This window comes from Thermococcus sp. (assembly GCF_015521605.1).
In the GTDB taxonomy this organism is placed as follows: domain Archaea; phylum Methanobacteriota_B; class Thermococci; order Thermococcales; family Thermococcaceae; genus Thermococcus.
Window position 1 is genome coordinate 83244 of sequence record NZ_WANV01000030.1, and the last position, 23647, is coordinate 106890.

A 23647-nucleotide genomic window follows, 5' to 3' on the forward strand; every position below is an offset into this window, starting at 1 on the left:
ACCCAAACCCTTAAATGGCGAACTCTTCTAACTTCAAGTTGAAATCAAAGACCCCCTCAGGGGTGGAATACTTGAAACGTTCGAGATACCTCCTGCTCTTAATCATCCTCTCCGGCCTGTCTCTGAGGCTTGCCCTTGCTCCGTATTCAGCCGGTAGCGACCTAGCCCAGTTCTACGGCTTCGCCGGAACCATGCTGGAAAAGAAGGCCTGTTTCTATGCCTATGCCGACGCAGCCGGCTTCTGGACTAAGGGCTGGCCCTACCCGTGGCCCTACGTCTACGGTCCGGTCATGGCATACCTGCTCGCCGCGGTCAGGTATCTCGTTGGGGGCTCGGTTAACGTCTTCTGGCGGGACGGGACTTACTACGTTTACATCGACCCTGCATGGGCGTTCTCAGTCAAACTGGTCTTCATCCTTGCAGATACGGCCGTGGCCCTTCTTCTGTATCTCCTAATCCGGGAGAGAAGTCAAAAACTCGCCCTTCTCGGCACCGCCCTCTACTACCTCAATCCAATCACTATCCACGTCTCGGCAGTTTACGGAATGTTCGATGGTCTTGCGCTGGCTTTCTTTCTCCTTGGCCTTTACCTAACGCGCAGAGAGCGCCTCTCCTATGCCCTCTACGGATTTTCTCTGGCCGTCAAGCACACGCTGGTATTTCCCGCCATTCTCACCCTCTGGGATGCCCTCCTGAAGGGAAAGAAGGCAGTTCTACGCACTGCATTCCTTATCCTCGGCGGCGTCCTTCCCTTTATCCCTCTGCTCGCCCTCTGCCCGTCGAGCCTGAAGGCGTTGCCGGATTTGCTCAGGGGGATGGGGGTTTCATACACTCTCCCCGTTTCCTACAGCATGAACGGGGTTTCGAGCCTCATGACCTACCTTCACATGAGTGAGGGGAGGGATACGCTTTTCGTCCTCCAGCACTGGTACGTTCCGGCGGTCGTTCTCCTCTCACTCGTGTTTATCAGGCACGCGTTTAAGGGAAACCTAGTTGCTTCCACGGCCCTTGCCTATTCCGTCTTCGTGGCCACCTACTGGCGCGTCAATCCACAGTACCTCGCTCCACTGGTGGCATTTCTGATACTCCTCGCCGCCTTTGATAGGGGTATAGCGGGTATCGTCTCGCTGTTCACGGCGGTTTACGCCGGAATCTGGCCAATAATGCAGCCCTCGGCATTCTGGTTCCACGTTCACCTGGAGAACCCAAACTGGACGCTAGTCCACTTCGTTGACTCGCTTACGTTCAGGATATTCTCGGATGAGCCTTACGTTGCCTACAGCATCGGACTGACGCTCCTCCTTTACGCGGTGATACTGTCCGCCACGTTGCCCTATCTCAAAAACCTTAAAGCCTGGCTCTCGGAGAAGGGTTGGGTGAGAACTTGAGGTACGGGAAGGACTTCACCGACAAGGGTCTGGCAAAGTTCGGGGACTCACTGGTAAACTTCGTCTTCTCCCTTGCCCTGAGTGAGTATCTGGGCAGGCCCACGGGCGAGAGGGTCCCCAATGCGTCGCTGAGCATAGCGCTTGAGCTGGCAGGACTGAGGCATGTTATCCCGCCGAGGACTGACAAGCACGGAAAGGGCGACGTAGCTGAGGCCATATTCGCCTACGCCTGGCTGGAGGGCAAAATAACTGTGGAGGAAGCCGCCAAGATTTTGAGAGGAAACTTCACGGAAGACGTCACGCACTTCTCGCGGAGGAAGGAGGCGATAGGGAAAGCTTTCGCGGAGGTTTTCAGGGTAATAAAGGAGAGGCTGGATCTGTGATGGAACGCCCGACTGGTAATTTACCCCGCTAATGACGTTTTTCTTTGAAGTCCCACGCCCTAAATATTGTTTTCGCTGGTTTGGCCTCCAGTTTTCGTCTCGTTGTTTCCAGGAGCAGTAATGTGGCTGTTGCAAATGCTATGTTCACAATGAACAGTTGTGGAGTTTCAAACGTGCTTAACGCCAGCAGTGGAATTGCGATTTCGAAAGTCCTGTACAAGATCCCGCTCCATCTTAGAATCTGGTCAAATTGGAGGAAAACCCTGTAGGCGACGTATGTAACTCCAACCCCTACCAGAAGAATGCCCGGTTGCTCCGGCGGGTAATACGCCACCATTGCAAACCCTGAGATTGTTAGGCTCAGGATTGGAGCTGTCGCCAGTAGGATTTTCTTCCTCCGAGAATCACCGGCCATATACTTGGCGGCTATCAGTATGGCTACTAAAAAGAGAGTAAAAAACCAGAGGATTTCAAGCACCAGTACACCCCAGTCTCCACCGTTCATACGTTCAACCCCCAATGATATTATTGTTAGGTGTCTCTTGATCCTCAAGCAGTATGTGGTAGTGTGATATCCATGCCAGTTCTTTGACTCCTTTAACCGTTACTGTCTCAAGTATTCCGATTATCCCGGATTTAGCATCCGTGTGCTTCTCTCTTGTTCGTGAGCATATTTTCTCATCTATGTTCCCTCTCTATTCTATTAGAGTTCTGCAAGGCTTTAATTTCGCTCTGCAACCATAATGTACATATTCCATAAACTATGGCAATTGGAGTTCTGTATAGTACTATCAACAGGGCCGTTGGAATGTAGAGGAATAACAGACAAGATGGTCTTAGGCTCTTGCATTCATCCTTGAGATAGTACCAGAGGAGGAACCAGGTTAAAATACAAAAAGCTCCGTATCCAGGATATTCAAAGAGCAACGTTGCCGAAAAAACAAGAAATGGGATGGAAGCCAGAGCACCACTGTTTTCAATATCCCTTCTGGTTATGCCGATAAGGTGTCTCCTGATAGAGATTATGGCAGTCGCTAGCCATAGCATGGCTGAGGCTATAAGTGGCAAAAGGGCTTCTATCGAGTTTAATTGTGTTGCGATATATCCAGTAACCAACAAGATAACGAGACAAACACTAGCCTTCCTTGAAAATGCGATAGCAAGTAATGCGAGGACAATTCCCAAAAAGATAGAGACAGCGAGAGAGATTTCCATTTGTCATCTCCCCACAATTGCATTGTTGTCATTTTCTGGGTGAATCCATCAACACCCCATTCAAAGGTCCACTGGATCTCTGAGGCAGCTTTTCCGAGCTTGGGAAGGTTTGTTATTATAAATACTGTCCAACCTATGGGATTACTGCCCTCAGCAACAAGTTGTGCTGTGGATATTATCTTCCCCGCGGTTGACCCATAGTCTATTGCTTTGTCTGTTCCACTTCTCGTGTCCTTGTAAATTACCGTTATTATGTCTGAAACTGGGTAACTTGGTTCACTGAATCTCACTTCAATTAAGTACGAGTGTCCGCTTAGTTTATTAATGTATGTCCTGTAAATGGGCTTTCCAAAGTAGTAGTTCGCTAGCTCATCATCTATGTTAATGGTTATTGTCAGGTCCTCCTGCATGTTGGTTGGAGTCAGGGTCACAGTTTGCTCGTTAACTGTAACGCTGCTTGGCCCGTTCGGCCACACTTTCTTGCCTCCAAAGTCAATCTCTTCCAAGTTCAACGTAATCGTGTCAGCACTCTTTAGCTCAAAGTAAACAGTACAAGTGGTTGAACCGTCCAATGGAACAACCGTAGGCTTGCATTCCATGCTTGCCTTAACTGGCCCGTCCTGCTTGACGTTGATTTTTGCGCTTGCCAGTGTCTTGCCCCCAACCTTTAAGTACAGGGTAGTGGTCTGAGCAATATTGTTGAAGTCCGTCCATTCACTCATTGTTTTGCCTGCGTAGATTTTTAGTGCTCCATCTTGTATTACATAACCGCAACCACTGCACCCATAATCTGTGTCCTTCTTTGGCCACCATTTTACTCCCGAATCATCGACTAACTCAATGTTGAATGGTCCCTGTGCACAGTTCGGATCCAAGTTGGTGACAGTGATGTGGACACTTACACTTTCTCCTGCTTCAATCCACTCTGGATAAACCTCCAAGTGGCCCTCCAGAGGAACACCACTTAAACAAGTTGAAGTTGGGGGAGTAGAGACCGTTATCTCCCCGCTCCTCGGCGCTTCCAGTTTTCCGTCCTCCCGGACTTCTATTCTATAGTCGTGCTCTCCTGTCAGGGAAATTCACGTTAAGATAAACTACTCTAGAGTTCCAGCTACAACTCGTGGTTTTTATCTCCCTTTCCGTTCTGCAGTCTTCTCTCCAGTTCTTCTGGGGTCAAGTATTCAATCTTGTCTGAGTTGCCAATAATGTAAGGTTCCTTTGGAAATTTTTTACAGTTCTCAAAGTGTTTGATGTCACATAGAATCCACACCAGGAGTAAAGGCCATGAGGGCAGGAGGGCTAAAACTGCGCTCCAAACTATAGATTCAGTCAAGAAAAAAAGAGGAAGGAACACAATAATATACGCGAGAAAGAACTTCTTAAGATACTTACTCATGAGACATCACCCCCGTAACTCTTGTCTTCAATCAGATACTGACCGAGCATACCGACGAAACTACCAGTGGAGCCACCTAACACGGTCTGCCCCATTCCTGTTACTGCCATGTCTCCAAAAATTGCAGGGGCAAGACACGATGCTCCATACATAGAGACTAATGTAAATGTAGGAGTTATGATAACATACTGTGTCCATTTCTTCTTCACGTATCCGTCGTATTTGACTGTGATGACCTCTTTCTCACTTTGTGTTAGTGTTTCTGTTGGTATAAAGTCTATTGCCTTGTATATTCTTAAGCTGATCGTATGGTTCTTGGGCAAAAATTGGATCCTTGTCGTGTTGTAACACACTCTACGCTGGCATACTGTCCCACCGCTTTCCTCGACACTATGGACAAAGCTCAATGCAGTTGCTGATGGTCCGTACATAATCTGAGCCAGCCCATCACTGAACTTAACCTCGTACTTTATCGTCAAGCTGGAATTTCCTGATAGAATCCTTGTATTAAGCCAAAAGGTCTCGATGTCATCAATCACAACTCTTGGGGCTATTTGGATTCTTGGACCGTTATTCTTTATATTTACAGTGCAGAAAACTTTGTCTTTGTCAAGTCTCCATTCATACAGTCCAACTTCTTTTGGCATACAGGAAAAGCCTGTAATTTCCAAGTTTGTATTGTTTATGCTAGACTCATCCTTCTGAAAATCTTCAATGGAATTAACCTCTATACTCCCGCTCCTCGACGCTTCCAGTTTTCCGTCCTCCCAGACTTCTACTCGCCACTGGTGATAACCAGCTTTAGCACTTTCGGATCCTTGGATCTTCATTATAAGTAGAGAAGATGCAAAGGAGGGAGAGAACCCAGCAAGGAGACTTTTCGCGAAGCTCACCTCTATCACCTCTGCAGTAGTCTCTTACTTTGTTTTTCTTCATTGCGATCCTTCTGCTTGCTTTGATCCGCGGATAGGTGTCCTCGCCTCCTCAAACATTAGGTAACCGCCGAATATCAGCATTACTGAGGCAATTGCCTCAATCCAATTGGAGGTGGAAACACCTTCTATGAGTGGATTTAAGGAAAAGAATCCTAAGAGAAGGATTCCGAAGTATTTAAGCCTTAAATCCGCGTCCGGGACTACGGACCATCTGCTGAGGCCGTAACGCATCAGTAGCACAAAGCCAAAGAGGGCAAGTAGAATTATTAGGAGGAGAATTGCCCCAAGAGGCACCATAACGAAAGCACTGATAAATATTAGGATTAAATTTGCCAGGAGAACAAGGTGGATTAACTTTGGGAATCGCTCTTTCTTGTGTAGTGCTCTCCATAGTATGGCTGTCCAAACATACACCACTGAAAGGCTTACACTGGCAAGCGTGATAGCTACGTCCATGCCTGCAGAGATGTATAGAAGGAAAAGAGATGCAAAATAAATAACGACACCTATCCACTTCATGTGAATCCCCCCATTATGGCCTTCCTAGGACACCGTGCCATATAAGTCCGAACACTTGGAGGTCTCATTTCACTCCAGTAACTTCTCCTGCTTCGTTTGGTTCTCTGTCGTGATGTTGACATAGTATAATCCATAATAGGGTGGTTATCACCCCTAAAATCGCTAGTGGGTAATTCCTAATAATCACTATTAAGGTCCAAAGTCCCAATAGTGTGATCGTTATAGCTACTCTTCCAGGCTTTTGACGTAAGGAGATCACTCCCAGTCCGTCCAGTAGAGTTATAGAGGCCACCTTGAGAATAGTGGTAAAGTCTTTGATGTCCCCTTTGATCACCATGTAACCTACTCCAATAAACCAAACGAGAAGTACAATAATGTACCCACTTGGAGATTTTTTGCTTTTCTTGTTTTGGATTCTAATCAGAGAATAAGGTATCGCAAATGAGAGAATTCCAAATCCTAAACCTGTAAGAGGAACCTCAAAGGCCTTGCTAAGTGTTAGTACTTCCAGAGACAGTAGTGAAAAAGCAAAAGAAAGCTGGAGTACTCTTTTCCAGTCGGGATATGCCATGAGTCCTAAAATCGGAATGAGAAAGATAAGGGGAATGACGTCCATTCTCAATCACCCCGTAATGTAGTCAAGGTAACCAAATACTCTCCGTGAATACTCGACTGCGTTCCTTGTCCACACTATTGCCTTGTTTGATCCCTTCAGGAATATCAGTGTAATAGCAATATCCACTGTGACTACTTTGTTGTTTTGAGTTATTTTGCCACCACCATAGCCCTTGAACTCAACTGTGCCCTCAGAGGTCTTTAAGGTATATGGTAGCTGTAGAGAATACGTGCTCCCCCAGAGCCCCAGCTCTAATACTAAAAGGGGAACCTCTGCACTCGAAGTAAATTTTATGACAATTTTAGTGAAATACAAATCATTACATTCAAATCCCACCTGCTCTAACTCTACTCCCCTCATTGGCTTTACTTCCATCCTCATCTCGCTCCAGTGTTCTTCTCTGTTTCCGTTAGGTTTGCCGTCGTAATTGTCTGGATAACATTTTCATCCTGATTACTACCAACTTCGTGCATCAGTATAAGTAGTGTTAAGAGAAATGTCCATGCAATAGAACCGACAATCGGTAGCAAAAGGCCTGTCCAAGGATCCACTATACTCGGAACTAATGGAATGTACAAGAATATATAAACCCACGGTGTGAGTTTGATTATTTTCTTCTTAGTGACATCATTTTGTGAGCTAGCTAATCTGTAAATGACTACAAATACTATTACTTCACAGATAATGAGGAAAATCCTATACACAGATGCCTCTGAGATGACGAACAGTTTGTAATTAATCCCCACAAGGCTTACAATGACTATTATCGTAAGAAGCAAAGGGGCAACTTTACCTATATTGAAAACCCTTTCCAAGAGCAAGATCCAGCGTACGTTCCTTAAATCCAAATACATGAAAAACCAGAATGCCGGCAAACCGACAAAAATAAGTATCCTAACAGGAAGTGATACTTTTATGCTTGCGCCCATCAAAAAACCTAGCCAATAAAAGAAGAACCCTGCAAACTTGGGATCATCCCCAATGTATACTAAGAAAAACAAGATTAGAATTATAGGCATTGTCATCAATCCTAAAACTTTGGTTGAATGAACACCCTCATGATGCAAGAGAGCTGCAATTCCTAATTGTGAGAGAATAAATAAAAAGAGAGACTTCCATATCCCCTTGAAGGACACCCTTTCCGACATCCTCATCCCCTCCACCATGTTATAGCGTACTCTTTCATCCAGTTGGCAAGCCAGTTGGCTTCTGGTGGAAGCTTATTTAGGATATCCTGAATAAACTTAATGTTGGCGATAGGTGCGGATCTTTTCCCGAGTTTGTATGTTAAGAGTGCATCGGCAGCAATGTCTGCAACTACTGCCATGTGGTCTACTTCTACATAGACCCTGCTCTGGAGAGTAAAGCGCTGAATCCCGAGTTTATCAAAGGGCACGTCGTGAATTATTTTTACTGGAATCCTCGCTCCATAAATCCCTTCTACTTGAATATCATTCCATGCGTCTTCCCAATAGGGAAATATGTCCCCAATAACAAAGATATCAGGTTTTGATATCTTGAAGTGTGCGATAGACGTTATGGTGGAATAACCTCCGGTCGGTATTGTTTTGGGATCAATGTAACTGACTACTGGTGAAAAGCTTCCTGCTGGAAATTGCAGATACTTGTTTAATATTGAAACATCAATATCCGAAACGATATCCCCTGTCACTTTTAAGTCGTAGCTGTATCCATTGTAAATTGTTAATCGACAAGTGAGAGTCGCCTCATAGTTTCCCATATTGTACTTGAAGTATATTGGATCACACTCCGACGTTACTTGCTTAAGTTGATCACCAGTTTTCACTGTCACCCTCACCTCGCTCCAGTGTTCTTCTCCTGCTCCGTTTGGTTTTCCATCATAATTGTCAAGGAAAAGTTTGATAGTATGATTGCCGATTCCTATAAGGGGATGCGAGAACACTAGTAGTGAGTCCCCGTTAGCATTTACGGGGATCTCCGCCGTAATGTTCTTAATCCTCTCCCCGTCAACTTCAATGAATCCTCTAACTTGAATTGGGGATCTGTCATAATTCCACGCTTTCACTTGCAAATACACCTCGCCGCCACCTTCAAGCTCATGAGGATATACAGTCAAAACAACGTTGAATAAGTCGCTGGGGACCCCACTCACGGTTATCTCCCCGCTCCTCGATGCTTCCAGTTTTCCGTCTTCCCAGGCTTCTATTCTATAGTCGTGCTCTCCGGCCTGAGCAGTCCACGTTAAAGTGACGCTCCCCGTGCTCCCACCACCGATCGTGAGGCTTTTGCTTGACTTTTCTTGGCCATCAATGAAAAGCTTTACTGTTACTGTCCTAGACCTTGATACTGGATTTTTCACGCTCACATCAAAGCTCACGCTGTCCCCATGGGTTGGATTGCTTTATACCCATCCAATGTTGTTGCTTGACGGTTGATTCTTGAATTATGATTTGGATTGTGTTTCGTGTTTTAACTTTAATGATTGAATTCGCCCGGCTATGCTTAACTTTAGTTCGCCAACATCATCAAAGAGTGCCCAGGCAAATAACCAGGGTATTATAAACACTAAAATTAACGCAATGAGCCCTCCATAAATTTCCGTCTCCATGAGGATGGGAAAGTTCATTGCTACTATACTGGCCAGTATAACACGGTAAACTTTCATAATTTTCCCTCCAGCATGTTAATTTCTTCTTCGAGATTAGTTAGGTTTGTTTTTTCAGAGTGAGCTAGGGCTCCGTATATTAAAAGCGGCACTAGAAGGAGTATGGAATATCCCAAAGATACAATAGAGACAGCAATTGCTGATATGCTGTAAAGTATCATGGAGATCAGTTCTCCAGCACTGGGGCGTACCTTGAGCACAATACTTATTGTTAAAATCATATATGCTAGTACCACAATTGAATTCCATATTGGGATGTAGCTAATCATCTGTTCCCCTCCTAACGTGGTTTTCGAGATTTAATAGTCTGCGATTGATTTTTCTGAGTTCTCTAAGGAGCCTACGGCGGAAGAAGTACATTAGAAATAAATAAAAGACCCAAGGAAGCACCATCAGTAGATATGCCTCGGGCATGTCATTCACCCTCCTGGAAGGAACAGAGGCTTTAGTAAGTACTCAGCTACTCCTTTAGCTCTCTCCTTTGTTGATTCCCTTGCTCCAATAGTTTCAGCGAGATTATACACCCATATACTTCCTCCTACAAGTTTCCCATATATTCCAAAAGTGGCTTCTAATGCAACTTTTCCCTTTTCTGTGGTTGTGAGCATCGTTCCTGTTGATGATTCTATGGTGGCTATCTCAGAAAAAGTGGCTAACCCCGATAATAATGCTGGGGAGAATGCCATTGCAGTACCCTTCATGATGCCGTCACTAGCATCTTCGTTCCAGTATTTGCTTCCTGTGTATCTTGTCACTATTATCCCCTCCAGGCTCTTGCATCTCATGATTTTGGTCGATACTCTTTGAGATATGTTCTAGTTCTAACTCAAATTCATCAATTTCTGCTAGCATACTCCACATTACTCCAAGCGGGGCTAATAATATGATAAACCACAACAAAACGCCACCAAATGGAGCAATTTCCAGTACAACTGGGATAATTAGTATACTCAGAAAGCTAAGAACAAACACAAGCATCCTGTATCTCTTCGTATTTCCTGTATTTCGAGATACTCTCATGTCGTCCCTGTAGTTTATTCTTGGTCTCTCAAGGTGTTTGATTATATTTTGAGTTATCTGGAGGAATATTGAGTAATATACTAATGGTATGAGTAAGGAAAAAGAGTACCACTTTGAAATCTTCGAAGTAATTACTGCTGAAATGGTGTAACCGGCCAACAAGAGAGAGAGGATTCTGCTGGGATTCTTTTTTATTAACATTACCCCTAACGAGGTGTAGAGTACAACAATTGCGGCTGTTAAAATATTGATCGTTATCATTTTATAACCTCCTCTGAAGTTTTTAGGGGTTCTTGTAGAGCTTCCTTCATGTCTTTTAGCTTTTTGTACGTGGCTATGCGTAAATGGAGTATAATCAAAAAATAAAAAAACCACGGGGCGAGTAGTATGACATATTCTTTACTGTCCATTACAGACCCCCCGGAAGAAGCACGTTTTCAATAAATCTCTTAATGACGTTTTTAATTCCCTCTTTGATATTTTCTGAAGTTTCTATTATGTCCACTGCCTTAAAAGTAGTGATGTAGCCTCCCACAAATGTAGTATAGTGACCTAACCCGTCTTTAGCGAGTATTGTAGCGCCCTCAGTAATACTTTTCGAACTCCATGCTGCCGGAAACGCATAGATAATCTCTATTAACAATGGAGAGAATGCCATTGCAGTTCCTTTCATGATTCCTCTGTTAGCGTCATAGTTCCAGTACTTACTTCCCGTGTACCTCGCCATTATTATCCCCTCCAGACTCATGTACTGATCAGATCCCAATCTAACTGTAACCCTCAAGTAATGTGGTGTATCTGCTCTCTTTAAAGTGTAGTGGCAAGTTCCGTCTTCACACGACCATACATTGATTCTGGGTGTTAAATCCCGCACGTCACTGAGCTCAAGAGCTTCAGCCATTTTTTCATCAAGTGGAACAACAACTTCTGCTATTTTGCCACTGAATTTTGCTGGGATGACATCATTGATGAGATCAGCGCTGATTACCTTCGAGGTATCTTCGTCATTATCAAGCGTCTTGCTCGTTATTGAATAGGGCACATCAGATGACAAGGTATTCTTTTTGACTATAATGTCGCATACTCCTGTCTCCCCAAGTAACACCGGATCGCTAGGACACTCAAGACTGAGGGTTAGGTCGGTGGGAGTGCTTACTTCAATAGTTTTTGAATATAGGGGTAAGCCATTGACCTTTAGTGTTATTCTGTATGTGCCTGCATTACTAAATGTATGAGTCGTATAGTCTTCAAGATGGCTGTCTGGACTTACAACCACTCCGTAATAAGTTTTTTTGAGTATCTTCTGACCATTATCAATTTCAAGTGTTACAGTCGGATTGGATAATTGTCCTTTAGAAGTCGTTATTACGTAGCGGAATGTCACAGCATCCCCCGCGTACACTATTGAAGGAGAGAAACTAAATGCGCCGTTTATAGACCTTTCTTCGTCTTGGTCTGAACTCACCGTAACGCTCGTTTGGGCGCCCTTTGACTTTCCGTTCCAGTAGATTGAGGCGTGGGTAACGTAAGTGCTGGTGTCACTGTACGTCACATTCTGCTCCAGCAGGACTTTCTCCCCGTTATTGGGGACATCAACAGTTCCGGAGTACGTTCTGGAATTCGTTGGAGAGTATGGAATCGTAATTGAATACTCTAGATTGTCCAAGGAGGCATTGTTTTCATTCCTCACGACAACCTTGTAAGTCACGCCCTCGCCCTCCATAATGCTGGTTCTTGAAGCTTCAACTGTCAGATAGACCCTGTTCCAATCCACTGGTGAGGTCAAATCAACCGTGGCGGAGTACTCTTCTCGTATCGTTCTTTCATCGCAACTTGGAGAGGCTGAGAGCGGTTCTAAACCCCCTCCAGAGAGAGGGACTGCCCCGCAGGAGGGAGTGTAGGTAACCTCAACTTTCCCACTCACGTGGAGCTCTCCGTCCATGGTGTGGGTTACTGAAAACCTCCCACTTTCCCAGGTGTAGGTTTCTCCAGAATTCAGGAACGAGACGCTCCCGCTGTCGGAACCACTGCCCGTGTAATCGTCAACGTTGATCCTGATGTTGTTTATCGCGTTGTTTTCCGCACTCATCTTAACTTCAATGTGGTACTCTACTCTGCCCGGAACGTTACTGTCGATCACGACTTTAATGTCGTTAATTTTCAGGACTCCCTCGGTGTTCTCTGGAATGAGCGCTAGCAGTGTAACTCCCTCTGGCTGGGTTCCTGTTGTTGGGATCGAGCTATCTGCAGGGGTACTGAGGGGTTCTTTCGAGGATAGCATTGATGGTAAGATTATCGGGTTCTTGATCGGTAGAGGTTTTGACTCGATGGGTGTTGTATCGGTGTTGCTCTCGATAACCGCAACCCCAAGTGCTTCCTTTAACTCTGCGACCTTCTGATTGAGGATCCAATCCAATTCGGCGTTGGTATTGCCGTAGCTTCTTGCATTTATGAGTGTGTAAATGTCTTCAACAAGCTCATAGGCCTCCAGTGCGCTTGGCCAGTAATAAATGGTTGTTGTCGTGGTAACTTGTGTGGGGGTTGTTGAACGTGAGATTGTCTTGAACATCAAGCCGCCATTCTTAACGGGAGTTATGTTCTCGACCTTTCCCTGCAATGTAACGAGTCCTGTTTCTTGGTGGAGCATTAGGGTGGTGGTGCCGGCTTGACCGGTTATGAGCTTGTACGTTGCTTCCCTTAGATTATTGATGGCAAGCTTCATTTTCTGGTAATCCTTCTGGTAGTATCCCATGTAGAAAAATACCCATGGATCCGCCAGAACAGGGTTTATCTGTTTTCCAGGATCGTTGGTTGTGGGAACTTCCATTGGCTGGATCCATTTCCATTTCTTCAGCGCCCAAGCTTCGTAGTGGTTGTATTTAAACGCTACATCCATGAAGGCCATGGAGAAGTCTTCAAGAAAGGCCGTCATGTTGAAGTCCTCGTTAATCCCGTCCGCGTTTTTGATAATGTAATCTTCCAGGGCTTGAATCTGCTCATCAGTCCAGCCTTGAGCCTTCAAAGCCTCAACCGTCTCATGGGGAAGGCCGTTCCGGCTGATGTTCTGAGCAATTTCTCTAAGCTCCTCGGCGGTGTAGTACGTCTTAACTCCGGAAGCCTTCAGTTCTTCCAGAGCCTGCCAGATTGAGGCTGAAATGTTGGCCGCGTTATCTGCACCCAGACGGGAGTTTTGAATCAACTCTTGGGCCAGCGTAGTGTTTCCGGTGGTGTTGAACTGAACCACGAGTTCGGCTTCTTTGTTGAGAATCTCCCAGAATTTCTCGTACGGGTCGCTCTGGCTTTCAACGGTGGTGGCGTAGGCTGTGCTTCCAGCTGCCGTCACTATCGACCCCAGCATGAGAATTATCATCAACACTCCTACTGCCTTCCTCATCAGGATTTCACCGCAGTACTAACCAAAGTTAGAACTTAAAAGATTTTTCTATCCAGATTTTGCTCACTACTATAAAGAGTATGCAAAAAATGGGAAATCACAGGCTCGTCAGTAACTCTATCAGTCCCTGCTTTGTCGGGACCTTTGCGAACTTTTCTGGGTCCTTGACCTTGAGGAGGAGTGGAACGTCTCCAAAGAGCTTGAGAACCTTTCCAAAGGGTATGCCGCCCTCCCCAGGCAGGAGATGAAGGTCGCCAACACCGTAGGCGAGGGCATCCTCCGGTTCGACCTGTGGGAAGAGCTTTCCGAAGTTGTCGTGTATCATGAGTATTACCGTCTTCTCCGTCCCGAGCTTGACGTCTTCAAGCAGTTTGTCCGCATCCCCCTGGGCGCTGAGGAAGGCGTGGGCCACATCGAGGGCGAAGCCGACGTTCTCCCTCTCGACGTTGTCAACCACGTAGAGCGTGTCCTTGACGCTGAAAGTGTTTTCGAGGGCTATCTTTATGTTAAATGGGGCCACCATGTCGGCGAGCTGCTGGATGGCCTCTATCTCAAGGTCGAGCCTCCCTGTCCTCCCGCTCTGCATCACGATGACCTTTGCGCCGAGTTTTATGGCAACGTCTGCGATTGCCCTTGCAACGCGAAAGTGCCTGGTGTAATAGATGTGGTCGCGAAGGTTCACCGATGTTGGCATTCTGATTATGTACTCGATGCCGACGCCGCGGAGCGTTGTTTCGATGTTCCGGAGCTTCTTCTCTATCACCGTCCCGTTCATTATGAGCCCGAGGGTGTGCGGGAATATCGAAACGAAATCGTAGTTCTTTATTTTGACGTCGGCCAGAACGGATGCGAGGGTTTTGTCCTTGGTGACGAAGTGCGGGTAAATCGTTACGCCTATCTCCATGCTACCACCTACACAAGAGTTGAGCACTGGATATAAAAGCTTACCGAGGGGCAGGGTTTAAAAGTTTGGGCGGGAGATATAGGTGGGTGAGTGAATGAGAGAAAACATTTGGAAGTACATCGCTGCAGTTCTCATACTTCTTCTTGCGGCATCGAGCGTGGCAGTCGTTCTGCTCTACATGCAGAACTCCGAGCTGAGGGGTTATAAGCCCGAAAACGTGACTACAACGGTGATAGTCCAGGGGCCCTCCAACGTGAGCTGCAATTCAACGGCCTACCAGCTTCAGATAGACGAGCTCCAGAGACAGATTGATTTTCTAAAGGCCCAGCTCAGACAGCAGAATCTGCCCGAGGGCAACGCCACTATAGCCATAGTCCCCATTTTCGGCCTCATAGACGACTACACCGCACTCAGCGTGATCCCCACCCTGAGGGAAATAGCCAAGAACGACTCCATAGCGGGTGTTGTCCTCTGGATAGAGAGCCCCGGGGGCTACGTTGGACCGGTGAGGGAGATATACTCCACGGTCCGGAAGCTCAACCTTGTAAAGCCGGTAGTTGCCTACACGGGGGGAATAGCCGCCTCGGGGGGCTACTACATAGCCGTTGGAGCTGAGAAGATAATAGCGGATCCACTCGCCGAGGTCGGGAGCATCGGCGTCATCTACGTCCACTACAACCTCCAGCAGAACTACGAGTCGAACGGAATAAAGGTCGAGGTCTTCAAGACGGGCCCATACAAGGATATGGGCGCCGAATGGCGCGGCCTCACCGATGAGGAGAAGGTCATGATAACCGAGATGGTCGATACGTACTTCCAGGGCTTCCTTCAGGCCGTGAGCAGTGGCAGGGGCATGAGCATCAATGAGACGAAGGAATACGCCACGGGGAGAACGTGGTTCGCCATGAACGTTACCGGGAGCCTGGTTGACGAGACCGGTGACCTGGACTACGCGGTGGGCGTGCTTGAGAATATCCTTAATGTCACCAACCCGAGGATAGTCATCTACAAAGGCTCTACCCCCTCTGATTTCGGCATATTCGGGAGCACTGCCCTGCTCCTCGACCCGAGGTACGTTAGCGCGTACATAAAAACGGGGTGAGGGTGATGCTCTGCGAGGAGAAGCTTGAGGTGTTTGAGAACGGGTTTGAGGATGGGAAGTTTAACCTCAGGGTTGAGTTCTACGGGAATGATGCCAGGAGGCTTCTCCTTGCAGTGATCAGGGAGCTCTACCTCCCAGACTATGGCGAGGACTACGTTTATCCCTTCGAGTGCGCCAAGGAGTTCTGGGGAATCTACATGGATGGGAGCGAAGTTGTCACAGAAGAGTTCAGGCCCAATCCGATAAAGTTCCTCAACCAGAGCGTCCTCAACAGGCTGGAGAAGGCATTGGAGGAGACCGGTGCACCCGAGGAAGTCAGGGCTGGCATAGACTTCGAGAAGGCGGAGATACACAGGCTTAAGAAAGGTTTATTAGCACTAGGAAAGAACTTCGTCCTTGACGAGGGCGCCAAGACCCTCATAGTCTTCAACAAGCCTTCCGCGAGGGAGCTCATACTCAGGTACCTGGGGATGCTGGATGGAGCTTGAGGCGGGAATCTGGATCGCAGTTTCGCTCATAGTTCTTTACCTCGTATGGGAGACGGTTAGTCCCATCCTTTCTCCCATCATCCTTGCGGTGACGCTCGCCTACATCCTCTATCCCCTCCACGAGAGGCTGGCAAAGAAAACGGGCAACAGGGCCTCGGCCTTCATCATGACCGCGATCCTTACCGTGATAACCTTCCTCTTCATAATCGGCTTTGCCCTCTGGATAAATGACGTCAAGAGCTCGCTCGCGTACTACATCAACGCCTTCTTCGAGTGGCTTCTCACATGGAACCTTCCCAGTGCAGTCTATGAGCTCCTCCAGAAACTCGCCGAAGATATCCCGAAGCGCTTTGAAGAGTACGTTCTCGGCTACACCTATTCCCTGCCCAAGCTCTCCCTCCAGGCGATAGTCATGGTCTTTGCCTTCTACGGCATGCTCATAAACGCCAGGACCATAAGACAGGAGGTGTACTCACTCCTCCCCCCGGAGAACAGGGAGCTGGCAATAAAACTCCTTGAGAAGGCTGGAGAGACACTTCACGGCCTCCTCCGTGGCTGGCTGGCCATCAGCATCCTCAAGGGCGTCTTTACCGCCGGTGGTTTCATTATCTTCGGGCTGGCCAAACCAGGAGGGGCGATAGCCGCTGGGATTTTCACCGTTATCTTTGAGCTCCTTCCAGTTTTTGGGGGCTGGGTTGTCTGGCTTGCCGGGGCGGTTTACATGCTCAACAGCGGAAACGTTGTCGGTGCCTTCGTTTTTGCCCTCTACGGAATCGTCTTTATCTCGCCCCTCCCCGATGTGCTCCTGAGGCCCAGGCTGGGGACGAGGGAGAAGGGCGTTAATGCCCTCATTTCGCTCGTTGGAATCTTCGGTGGCTACCTCGCCTTTGGATTCGTGGGTATCATAATCGGGCCCGTGGCGCTTTCTCTGCTGGCCACGCTCGTCGAAGAATGGAAGGAGGTCAAGGGGAGAAGCGCCGGATGAAGCCGGCGACCTTGACCGCGTCTAGGGTTTCCTTGACATCGTGTGTCCTGACGATGTGCGTTCCCTTTAGGACAGCTATCGCCGTTGCGGATAAGCTTCCGGGCAGTCTCTCCGCGGGGTCTTTTCTTCCAGTTATCGCCCCGATGAAGGATTTCCTCGATATTCCGACGAGGATGGGCTTTCCGAAGATTTTGAGCACATCGAGGTTGGCTATGACCTTTGAGTCCCACTCGTACCAGGGCGGCCACTCAGGGCGGAGGAAGCCTATGGCAGGGTCAACCGCCACATCCTCAACCCCGTGCTTTTCGGCTATCACGAGGCTCTCCTGCAGGAAGTCTATGACCGTGTGAACCGGGTCGCTGAGGTTCCTCACCTCGCCGTGGGCGCAGACCACCGTCGGAGCGCTATATTCAGCCGCGATCTCTGCCATCCCCGGGTCCCCCTTCAGGCCGGTAACGTCGTTTATAATGTCGGCGCCGACTTTAAGAGCCTCCTCAGCCACCCTCGCGCTGGTGGTGTCTATGCTTATGGGCACATCGACGTGTTCACGGATGGTCTCAATCGCCCAGACCGCCCTTCTGATCTCCTCCTCGATTGGAATCTGGGTCTCAAGATACGGGGCGGTCGATTTGGCGCCGATGTCGATGAAGGAAGCTCCCTCCTCCACCATCTTCACGGCGGTCTCAATCAGTTTGTCCTCGTCGTTCCTGACGCTTCCCTTGTAGAAGCTCTCCGGCGAAACGTTGATGACTCCCATTATCCTCGGCTCACTTAGGTCAACTCCGGCGAACTTCATGGTCTTCACCGCCTAAAAATAGCCGCTGAGTATAAAAGGACTTTTGCCCCTACAGTTCTGGTGGTGTCCGTGATAATCCGCACTCCGAGGAGGCTTCATCTGGGTCTCATTGATCCCTCAGCCACCTTTGGAAGGCGTTTTGGGAGCCTCGGCGTTGCCCTGGATGGCGGCTACGAGGTCAAAATCGTTGAAGGCGAGACAATGGAGATAATCGCCGAGGGTGAGGACAGAAAAACCATCGAGTTCGCCATAAAGAGGATGAACTCCACCTACGAGACCGGGATCAACTACATCGTCGAGGTTAGAAAGGCCATTCCCCGACACGTCGGCCTCGGCTCCACAACCCAGCTCAGTCTGGCGGTCGCGAAGGGAGTAGCGAGGCTCAAAAACCTGAACGCCTCGGTTGAGGAGCTGGCAAGGGTTCTCGGTAGGGGGAAGAACGGAGGCGCCGGAATCTACTCCTTCGCCTACGGCGGTTTCGTTATAGACGGCGGCGTCAAGGATGATATTCCTCCGCTGATATTCCGTGCGGACTTTCCGGAGGAGTGGGCTTTTCTGCTGGTTATTCCGGAGCTGAAACCGGGCCTTGACGAGGAGGAGGAAAAGCCCGTGATGGCGGAGGTCGTTGGAAGGGCGGACGTTGCTATGGAGATAAGCCACAGAATTCTGCTCGGCCTCCTGCCTGCCCTGAAGGAGAGGGACATAAGAACCTTCGGGGAGCACCTCTCCGCGATACAGAGGCTCGTGGGAAAGCACTTCGAGCCGTACCAGGGCGGCGAGTTCAGGGAGGATGTGACGCTTATACTCGACTTTCTGGCAGAGAAGACCTACGGCCACGGCCAGAGCTCTTGGGGGCCAACAGTCTACGGGCTGATATTCAAGCGGGACTTCCAGAGGCTCAGCGGCGAGACCCACGACTACCTGCGGGAGCACGGGATAAGGGCGAGGGTCGAGCTCGGTCTTCCGAACAACACAGGGGTGGAGGTAATAGGTGAGAGCGCCTTCCTTGAGAGGCTGATAAAATCAGTGGGTGGTTAGGTTGACTCTGGATAGGTTCATCAGGGTAAAATACAAGGTCAACGAGGAAAAGGTTGAGGTTCTCAGGGGTATTCTAAGCGGACTTGGCATCGACTGCGCCAGAACCATAGAGGAAAGGGTTGACCTCCAGTTCGATGCACTCCAAAACCTCCACGGCAGTCTGAGAGACGATGAGCTGTTCATCAAGCTGGTCATAGCGAACTCCCTCGTGAGCTATCAGCTGACGGCAAAGGGCGAACGGTGGTGGTGGGAGTTCTCAAGGTACTTTTCGGAAAATCCGCCCGGGGAGAGCATCTCGGAAGCATACTCCCGCTTTCTGCCGAACTCCAGAACCAACAGGAGGCTTGTTGCGGGGAAGGTTAAAAGACTGGAAAGGGTAGAGCCTTTCCTCGGCTCACTATCGCTCGACCGCCTGAGGAAATACTACTTTAGCGGCATGGAGCGCCTGCGCGATGAGCTTGCGAAGACCTTCGGCTCGAAGAGAAGCGCCAAGACGGTAGTGTTCGCCGTCAAGATGTTCGGCTACGCGGGCAGGATAGCCTTCCGCGAATTCGTGCCGTATCCAATGGCCATCGAGATACCCGACGACGTGAGGATAAACGCCTACACCAAGAGGTTCACGAACGAGCCGCCGGTGGTCTTCTGGAACAGAATTGCGGGAGAAACCGGGATTCCGCCTCTCCATATAGATTCCATGCTCTGGCCCGTTCTCGGGGGGGATGAGGAAGTTCTCAGGCGGTTGAAGAAACACTGTCCAGAATGGGAGGATGTTTTGAAGCTGGCCTCCCTTTGAGCCCGTTCGACCCCAAAAGGCTTAAATATCTTGACGCCAACAATACCTCGAAGTTCGATGCATCGGGATGAAAGGTATGTTTGGGACTCTTATAACTGCCAATGGGGCTTTGCTTGGCAACGGCGTGGATGCCACAGAACTCCAACTCGATGGACAAAATTTTTATACTCCTTATGTTAGTTGTAGTTCGAGTGAGGGTTCACTCCAACATCGCAATAAGGGGGTATGCCTATGCTTTGGGGATTTCAGCTTGAGTTTAAGCAGAGCCTTCGAACTAAGAAGCTCTGGCTGATACTGGGGATTATGATACTCCTCTACATCCCGGTCTTCTACATCATGAAGGGCTCTGGGATGGAGGAGTTCACCGTTGAGGGTGCAATGACGTTCCTGATACAGTTTGTTACAGGGATGGCCGGGTTCTTCATAGGAATCCTTGCCCTCCTGATGGGCGCCACTGCGATAAACAGCGAGATAGAGAAGGGAACGCTGCGCGTTGCCATGAGCAAGCCGATAAAGCGCCTCAGCTACATCGGCGGCAAGTTCCTTGCACACTCGGCCGTTCTGCTCATGGCGCTCCTGATCTCGACCCTCGTCGGTGTGCTGGGCGTGGTCTACCTCGGAGCACCCCTAAGCGGTCAGCTCGTCGTCGACGTTCTGTTGCTCAACATGCTGCTCCTTCTGGCGATGATTCAGCTCGTTGCTCTGGGCTACATCATCTCCACGGTCATTAAGTCCTCCAGCTCAGCGCTTGGAGCGGCCCTGGTGCTGGCCTTCGTGATGTTCCTCATAATGCCGAACATCGTGAGTTACCTGGTCATCAGGGACACCATGAACAACCCCAACCAGGATATGCTACAGCTCCAGAAGGAGTACACCACGAAGTATCTGTTCTATGTTCCGACGTCGCAGGTGAGTATTATAACGAGGGACGTGGGAACCCTGACGGGAACTTCCGGGGGCTTCTCCAACGTTACTGCAGAGTACCGCGGTATGGCGTACGCGATCAGGAACAACCTAACTAACTTCGGGATACTCGTTGGACTCACGCTGGTGTATCTGGGAATCGGCTTCTATCGCTTCCTCCGCATGGATCTGAGGTGATGGCGATGATAAGAATCGAAAATCTCGTTAAGGTTTACAAGGATGTGCGCGCCCTCGACGGCCTGAACCTTGAGGTCAAGCCCGGCCAGGTGTACGGCTTCCTCGGGCCGAACGGGGCAGGAAAGAGCACCACCATACTCAGTACACTGGGCCTGATATTCCCCCAGGAGGGGCGGATTCAGCTCTTTGACCTTGAGGTCTTTGCCGACGGCAAGTTCAACGAGGGAAACCTCGTCGAGGCCAAAAAACGCATAGGCTACATGCCCGAGCACGCTACCCTCTGGGAGTTCCTCACACCCCTCCAGACCCTTGAGATAATCGCCGACTCCTTCGGTATTCCCAAGGCCGAGCGGGAGAAGCGCGTTAGGGAGCTCCTCGAACTCGTTAACCTCTGGGACGACAGGGACAGAAAGGTCGGTAAGTTTTCGAAGGGAATGAGGCAGCGTCTCCTCCTTGCCCAGGCCCTCATCAACGACCCCGAGCTTCTTATCCTGGACGAGCCGATGACGGGTCTCGATCCGACGGGAATAGCGGAGTTCAAGAACATCATCAGGGAACAGAAGAAGGCCGGAAAAACAGTTTTCTTCTCAAGTCACATACTGGCCCACGTCGAGGAGATATGCGATACCGTTGGTGTCATAGTCAAGGGCAAGCTCCGCGTGGAAGACAACCTCGACAACATCAAGAGGGAGTTCCTCAGGAAGGCCGGATACACCATAGTCCTCGAAACAAACGTCCCCGTTGACTTCACCGGAGTCGGGTGGAAGGTCACACCGCTCGGTGAGAAAAAGTACCGCATAGTAGCACAGGAGGACATCAGGGAGCAGGTTCATGACTTTGTCGCTGCTCAGGGGGCCAAGGTGCTCACAATGCAGATAAAGGCTCCGAGCCTTGAGGAAATCTTCCTCAAGATGGTGGAGTGAATTCTTTTCCTGTTTTCTCCACACATTATTCAGAATTCGAACCAAAATCTTTTTAGGCTGTTCGACAAAATTTAGGATTACCTAAAGGTGAGTCCCATGCTCCTTCCCATGCACATTTTCGTTGCCTACATTATAGGCGCTTGGAGAGGCTGGAACAAAAGGCTCCTGGCTGTATTTGTTGTGGCGAACTCCGCCCCCGACTACAGCTTCATCCAGATGCTGCTAGCCACGGGGGACTTCACGAGGACCTTCTTCAACCATGGGTGGATTTCGTTCCTCTACGTCCTCCCGTTTGGTCCCCTGGGGATCATCGGAAACGGGCTTCATCTGCTGGCCGATACGTTCACAGGGGGCATCCCCTTCTTTCAAAACGGCGTCTGGTACGGTCTCCCAAGACTCGGCTGGCACCTCTGGGGGAAGTTCATTCTCGTCCCTTGGGAGATACCCATAGCCATTGCGGGCATCTACGCCGCGTACAGGCTTGGAACTGGAAAGGTTGCCTACACACTCTCCGCGTTCTTCCTGGGCTATATCGTCTTTGCCCTGATGACGCCGCTCTATCTCCTGAACCCCTTCCTCTCCACGGCGGCCAGTTTTCTGACGCTGTGGTATCTGATAGAGAGGGTCGAACTCCTCGACAGGCTTGGGCTCAGGCTGGGGGAAGCGGTGGGGGTAAAGGGATAAAAATCAAACTTCCGCCCTTTCGAACTCCTCTTTCCTTTCCAGCGGCTTGGTCGCGTCAATTCCCCACTTGGCAGTTAGGCTCTTCTCGGCCGAGGGGTCAAGGGAACTGCCCCGGGCGTTGGGGATAATCACCAGGTCTCTGTCCGCCTGGAAGCGCGTCGCTATCGCCCATTCAACGTCCCTGTCGTCATAGATGTTGATATCTTCGTCAACGACGATCACGTGCTTCAGACTGGGATGGCCAGCGAATGCCGCCAGGATGGCGTTCTTCCCATCCCCGTCGTGCTGTTTGGTTATGCTGACAACGGCGTGGAGCCACATCGCACCGCCTTCGGTAAGCCTTACGCCGTGAACCCTGGGTACGACCCTCTTAACGCTCGCGTAAATCTGCGGCTCCTTGGGAAGTCCCATCAGCATGTAGTGCTCGTAGCCGCCGGGAAGGAGGGCGTGAAAAACGGGTTCGTCAACGTGATGCATGCGTTCAAAGACCACCACCGGCTGTTTTCTCACGTAGTCGTAGGTTCCGGTTATGTCAACGAAGGGCCCTTCATCTGTGAGTTCCGGGAGTATCTTGGCTTCGAAGACGAACTCCGTCTCAACTGGGACGGGGATTCCACCGAGGTCGAAAACATCGAGGGGCTTTCCAAAGGCCATTCTGCTCATTTTGGACGCTATTTCAAGCTCGCTCGTTCCGTAGGCAACACTCGTCGCACCGGCGATTAGGAGGTGTATTGGATTCCCGACGACTATCCTGACGTCCAGCTCCTCGCCTCTCTCCGCCTTCTCCTTCCACATGGCGTACAGGTGCCTCGGAACGAGCCTTATGGCGGCTCTTTTATCATCAATGACCATCATCCTGTGGAAGGACATGTTGACAAAGCCTTCCTCGTCCTTGGCTATGACCATGGCGGAGGTAAAGTACTGTCCCCCGTCGCGGGGATAGTATTTTGGAATCGGGAGCTCACGGAGAGAAAAGTCTGCAGTTGAGTTTGCCGTGAACGGTGCACTCTCGACAGTCCTGACGGGTTCGGGGTTTTCCATGGCATTCGCTATAAAGTGCAGGAGTTTCTCCCTTTCAGTCCCAAGGTAGCCCGCTATCCTTTCCCTGGTGCTCCAGATGTTCCCCGCAACCATCCAGCCGTCCACGTTTCTGAAGAGAACCGGCCTATCGCGGTACTTCACGAGATACCGGGTTATCTCAAGCTCCTTGCTCACGGGTTCCTCCACGATTACGGTATCCTCAAAACGCTCGATGATTTCCCTCAGCATTTCACCACCTTAGAGGGGTGTTCCAAAAGGTCTATAAAGCCTTTTTCCAAA

Annotated in this window: 27 protein-coding genes; 10 read left to right on the forward strand and 17 right to left on the reverse strand. The window is 49.3% G+C overall.

What is annotated here, in order from left to right:
- The first annotated feature begins 62 nt into the window (after window positions 1-62).
- The gene (locus tag F7C11_RS06310; protein ID WP_394354843.1) at window positions 63-1388 is read left to right on the forward strand and encodes a hypothetical protein; all 1326 of its coding nucleotides are present in this window, start codon (window positions 63-65) and stop codon (window positions 1386-1388) included.
- Window positions 1385-1771, forward strand: coding sequence for a ribonuclease III family protein (locus F7C11_RS06315; RefSeq protein WP_297092041.1), 387 nt, complete (start codon window positions 1385-1387; stop codon window positions 1769-1771). The genes F7C11_RS06310 and F7C11_RS06315 overlap by 4 nt, the downstream gene beginning before the upstream one ends.
- 28 nt (window positions 1772-1799) lie before the next feature.
- On the opposite strand, the gene F7C11_RS06320 is transcribed toward F7C11_RS06315, so the two are convergent.
- The 15 genes from F7C11_RS06320 to F7C11_RS06390 all read right to left on the reverse strand — a co-directional run bounded on the left by F7C11_RS06320 (window position 1800) and on the right by F7C11_RS06390 (window position 14417).
- Window positions 1800-2276 (reverse strand): hypothetical protein, encoded by a 477-nt coding sequence (locus F7C11_RS06320; RefSeq protein WP_297092043.1) that lies wholly within the window; start codon window positions 2274-2276, stop codon window positions 1800-1802.
- 173 nt (window positions 2277-2449) lie between these two features.
- Window positions 2450-2887: a hypothetical protein gene (locus tag F7C11_RS06325; RefSeq protein ID WP_297092045.1), complete on the reverse strand. Its 438-nt coding sequence runs from the start codon at window positions 2885-2887 to the stop codon at window positions 2450-2452.
- A complete protein-coding gene (locus F7C11_RS06330; RefSeq protein ID WP_297092047.1) occupies window positions 2857-3927 on the reverse strand; it encodes a hypothetical protein in 1071 nt (356 codons plus the stop codon). The genes F7C11_RS06325 and F7C11_RS06330 overlap by 31 nt, the downstream gene beginning before the upstream one ends.
- Window positions 3928-4097: 170 nt before the next feature.
- Window positions 4098-4382, reverse strand: coding sequence for a hypothetical protein (locus F7C11_RS06335; RefSeq protein WP_297092049.1), 285 nt, complete (start codon window positions 4380-4382; stop codon window positions 4098-4100).
- Window positions 4379-5275 (reverse strand): hypothetical protein, encoded by an 897-nt coding sequence (locus tag F7C11_RS06340; protein ID WP_297092050.1) that lies wholly within the window; start codon window positions 5273-5275, stop codon window positions 4379-4381. Before F7C11_RS06340 ends, F7C11_RS06335 begins: the two co-directional genes overlap by 4 nt.
- Window positions 5276-5314: 39 nt before the next feature.
- On the reverse strand, window positions 5315-5836 hold the full coding sequence (locus tag F7C11_RS06345) for a hypothetical protein (RefSeq protein ID WP_297092052.1): 522 nt from the start codon (window positions 5834-5836) through the stop codon (window positions 5315-5317).
- A gap of 64 nt (window positions 5837-5900) precedes the next feature.
- Entirely contained in the window at window positions 5901-6452 is a 552-nt protein-coding gene (locus F7C11_RS06350; RefSeq protein WP_297092053.1) for a hypothetical protein, read from the reverse strand.
- A gap of 6 nt (window positions 6453-6458) precedes the next feature.
- Complete coding sequence (locus tag F7C11_RS06355; RefSeq protein ID WP_297092055.1) at window positions 6459-6833, reverse strand: hypothetical protein; 375 nt, start codon at window positions 6831-6833, stop codon at window positions 6459-6461.
- On the reverse strand, window positions 6830-7606 hold the full coding sequence (locus tag F7C11_RS06360) for a hypothetical protein (RefSeq protein ID WP_297092057.1): 777 nt from the start codon (window positions 7604-7606) through the stop codon (window positions 6830-6832). The genes F7C11_RS06355 and F7C11_RS06360 overlap by 4 nt, the downstream gene beginning before the upstream one ends.
- Window positions 7603-8811 carry a hypothetical protein gene (locus tag F7C11_RS06365; RefSeq protein WP_297092058.1) on the reverse strand — a complete coding sequence of 403 codons (1209 nt, stop codon included), beginning with the start codon at window positions 8809-8811 and terminating at the stop codon, window positions 7603-7605. Before F7C11_RS06365 ends, F7C11_RS06360 begins: the two co-directional genes overlap by 4 nt.
- A 284-nt stretch (window positions 8812-9095) precedes the next feature.
- Window positions 9096-9368 (reverse strand): hypothetical protein, encoded by a 273-nt coding sequence (locus F7C11_RS06370; protein WP_297092060.1) that lies wholly within the window; start codon window positions 9366-9368, stop codon window positions 9096-9098.
- Between the two features lie 150 nt (window positions 9369-9518).
- The gene (locus F7C11_RS06375; RefSeq protein ID WP_297092061.1) at window positions 9519-9854 is read right to left on the reverse strand and encodes a hypothetical protein; all 336 of its coding nucleotides are present in this window, start codon (window positions 9852-9854) and stop codon (window positions 9519-9521) included.
- Window positions 9811-10380 (reverse strand): hypothetical protein, encoded by a 570-nt coding sequence (locus F7C11_RS06380; protein WP_297092063.1) that lies wholly within the window; start codon window positions 10378-10380, stop codon window positions 9811-9813. Before F7C11_RS06380 ends, F7C11_RS06375 begins: the two co-directional genes overlap by 44 nt.
- Before the next feature lie 148 nt (window positions 10381-10528).
- Window positions 10529-13513: a hypothetical protein gene (locus F7C11_RS06385; protein ID WP_297092065.1), complete on the reverse strand. Its 2985-nt coding sequence runs from the start codon at window positions 13511-13513 to the stop codon at window positions 10529-10531.
- Window positions 13514-13610: 97 nt separating this feature from the next.
- Window positions 13611-14417, reverse strand: a complete 807-nt coding sequence (locus tag F7C11_RS06390) for a sugar phosphate isomerase/epimerase (RefSeq protein WP_297092067.1) — start codon at window positions 14415-14417, stop codon at window positions 13611-13613.
- Between the two features lie 94 nt (window positions 14418-14511).
- Between F7C11_RS06390 and sppA the strand changes: the two genes are divergently transcribed.
- From sppA to F7C11_RS06405, 3 genes are read left to right on the forward strand one after another with little or no spacing between them, the layout of a single operon-like run.
- The gene (gene sppA / locus F7C11_RS06395; RefSeq protein ID WP_297092069.1) at window positions 14512-15519 is read left to right on the forward strand and encodes a signal peptide peptidase SppA; all 1008 of its coding nucleotides are present in this window, start codon (window positions 14512-14514) and stop codon (window positions 15517-15519) included.
- A gap of 5 nt (window positions 15520-15524) precedes the next feature.
- Complete coding sequence (locus F7C11_RS06400) at window positions 15525-16007, forward strand: PH1570 family protein (protein WP_297092070.1); 483 nt, start codon at window positions 15525-15527, stop codon at window positions 16005-16007.
- Window positions 15997-16992 carry an AI-2E family transporter gene (locus tag F7C11_RS06405; RefSeq protein WP_297092072.1) on the forward strand — a complete coding sequence of 332 codons (996 nt, stop codon included), beginning with the start codon at window positions 15997-15999 and terminating at the stop codon, window positions 16990-16992. The genes F7C11_RS06400 and F7C11_RS06405 overlap by 11 nt, the downstream gene beginning before the upstream one ends.
- Here F7C11_RS06405 and folP read toward each other — a convergent pair.
- Window positions 16970-17788 (reverse strand): dihydropteroate synthase, encoded by an 819-nt coding sequence (folP, locus tag F7C11_RS06410; RefSeq protein ID WP_297092287.1) that lies wholly within the window; start codon window positions 17786-17788, stop codon window positions 16970-16972. The genes F7C11_RS06405 and folP overlap by 23 nt on opposite strands.
- A gap of 69 nt (window positions 17789-17857) precedes the next feature.
- Between folP and F7C11_RS06415 the strand changes: the two genes are divergently transcribed.
- The 5 genes from F7C11_RS06415 (at window position 17858) to F7C11_RS06435 (ending at window position 22327) form a co-directional block, all read left to right on the forward strand.
- Window positions 17858-18826: a beta-ribofuranosylaminobenzene 5'-phosphate synthase family protein gene (locus F7C11_RS06415; protein WP_297092289.1), complete on the forward strand. Its 969-nt coding sequence runs from the start codon at window positions 17858-17860 to the stop codon at window positions 18824-18826.
- Between the two features lies 1 nt (window position 18827).
- Complete coding sequence (locus F7C11_RS06420) at window positions 18828-19619, forward strand: N-glycosylase/DNA lyase (RefSeq protein ID WP_297092074.1); 792 nt, start codon at window positions 18828-18830, stop codon at window positions 19617-19619.
- 231 nt (window positions 19620-19850) lie between these two features.
- A complete protein-coding gene (locus tag F7C11_RS06425; RefSeq protein WP_297092076.1) occupies window positions 19851-20720 on the forward strand; it encodes an ABC transporter permease subunit in 870 nt (289 codons plus the stop codon).
- A gap of 5 nt (window positions 20721-20725) precedes the next feature.
- Window positions 20726-21643 carry an ABC transporter ATP-binding protein gene (locus F7C11_RS06430; RefSeq protein ID WP_297092292.1) on the forward strand — a complete coding sequence of 306 codons (918 nt, stop codon included), beginning with the start codon at window positions 20726-20728 and terminating at the stop codon, window positions 21641-21643.
- Window positions 21644-21739: 96 nt separating this feature from the next.
- Window positions 21740-22327, forward strand: coding sequence for a hypothetical protein (locus F7C11_RS06435; RefSeq protein WP_297092078.1), 588 nt, complete (start codon window positions 21740-21742; stop codon window positions 22325-22327).
- A gap of 3 nt (window positions 22328-22330) precedes the next feature.
- Here F7C11_RS06435 and F7C11_RS06440 read toward each other — a convergent pair whose 3' ends face one another.
- Entirely contained in the window at window positions 22331-23596 is a 1266-nt protein-coding gene (locus tag F7C11_RS06440) for a UbiD family decarboxylase (RefSeq protein WP_297092080.1), read from the reverse strand.
- Window positions 23597-23647: the final 51 nt, after the last annotated feature.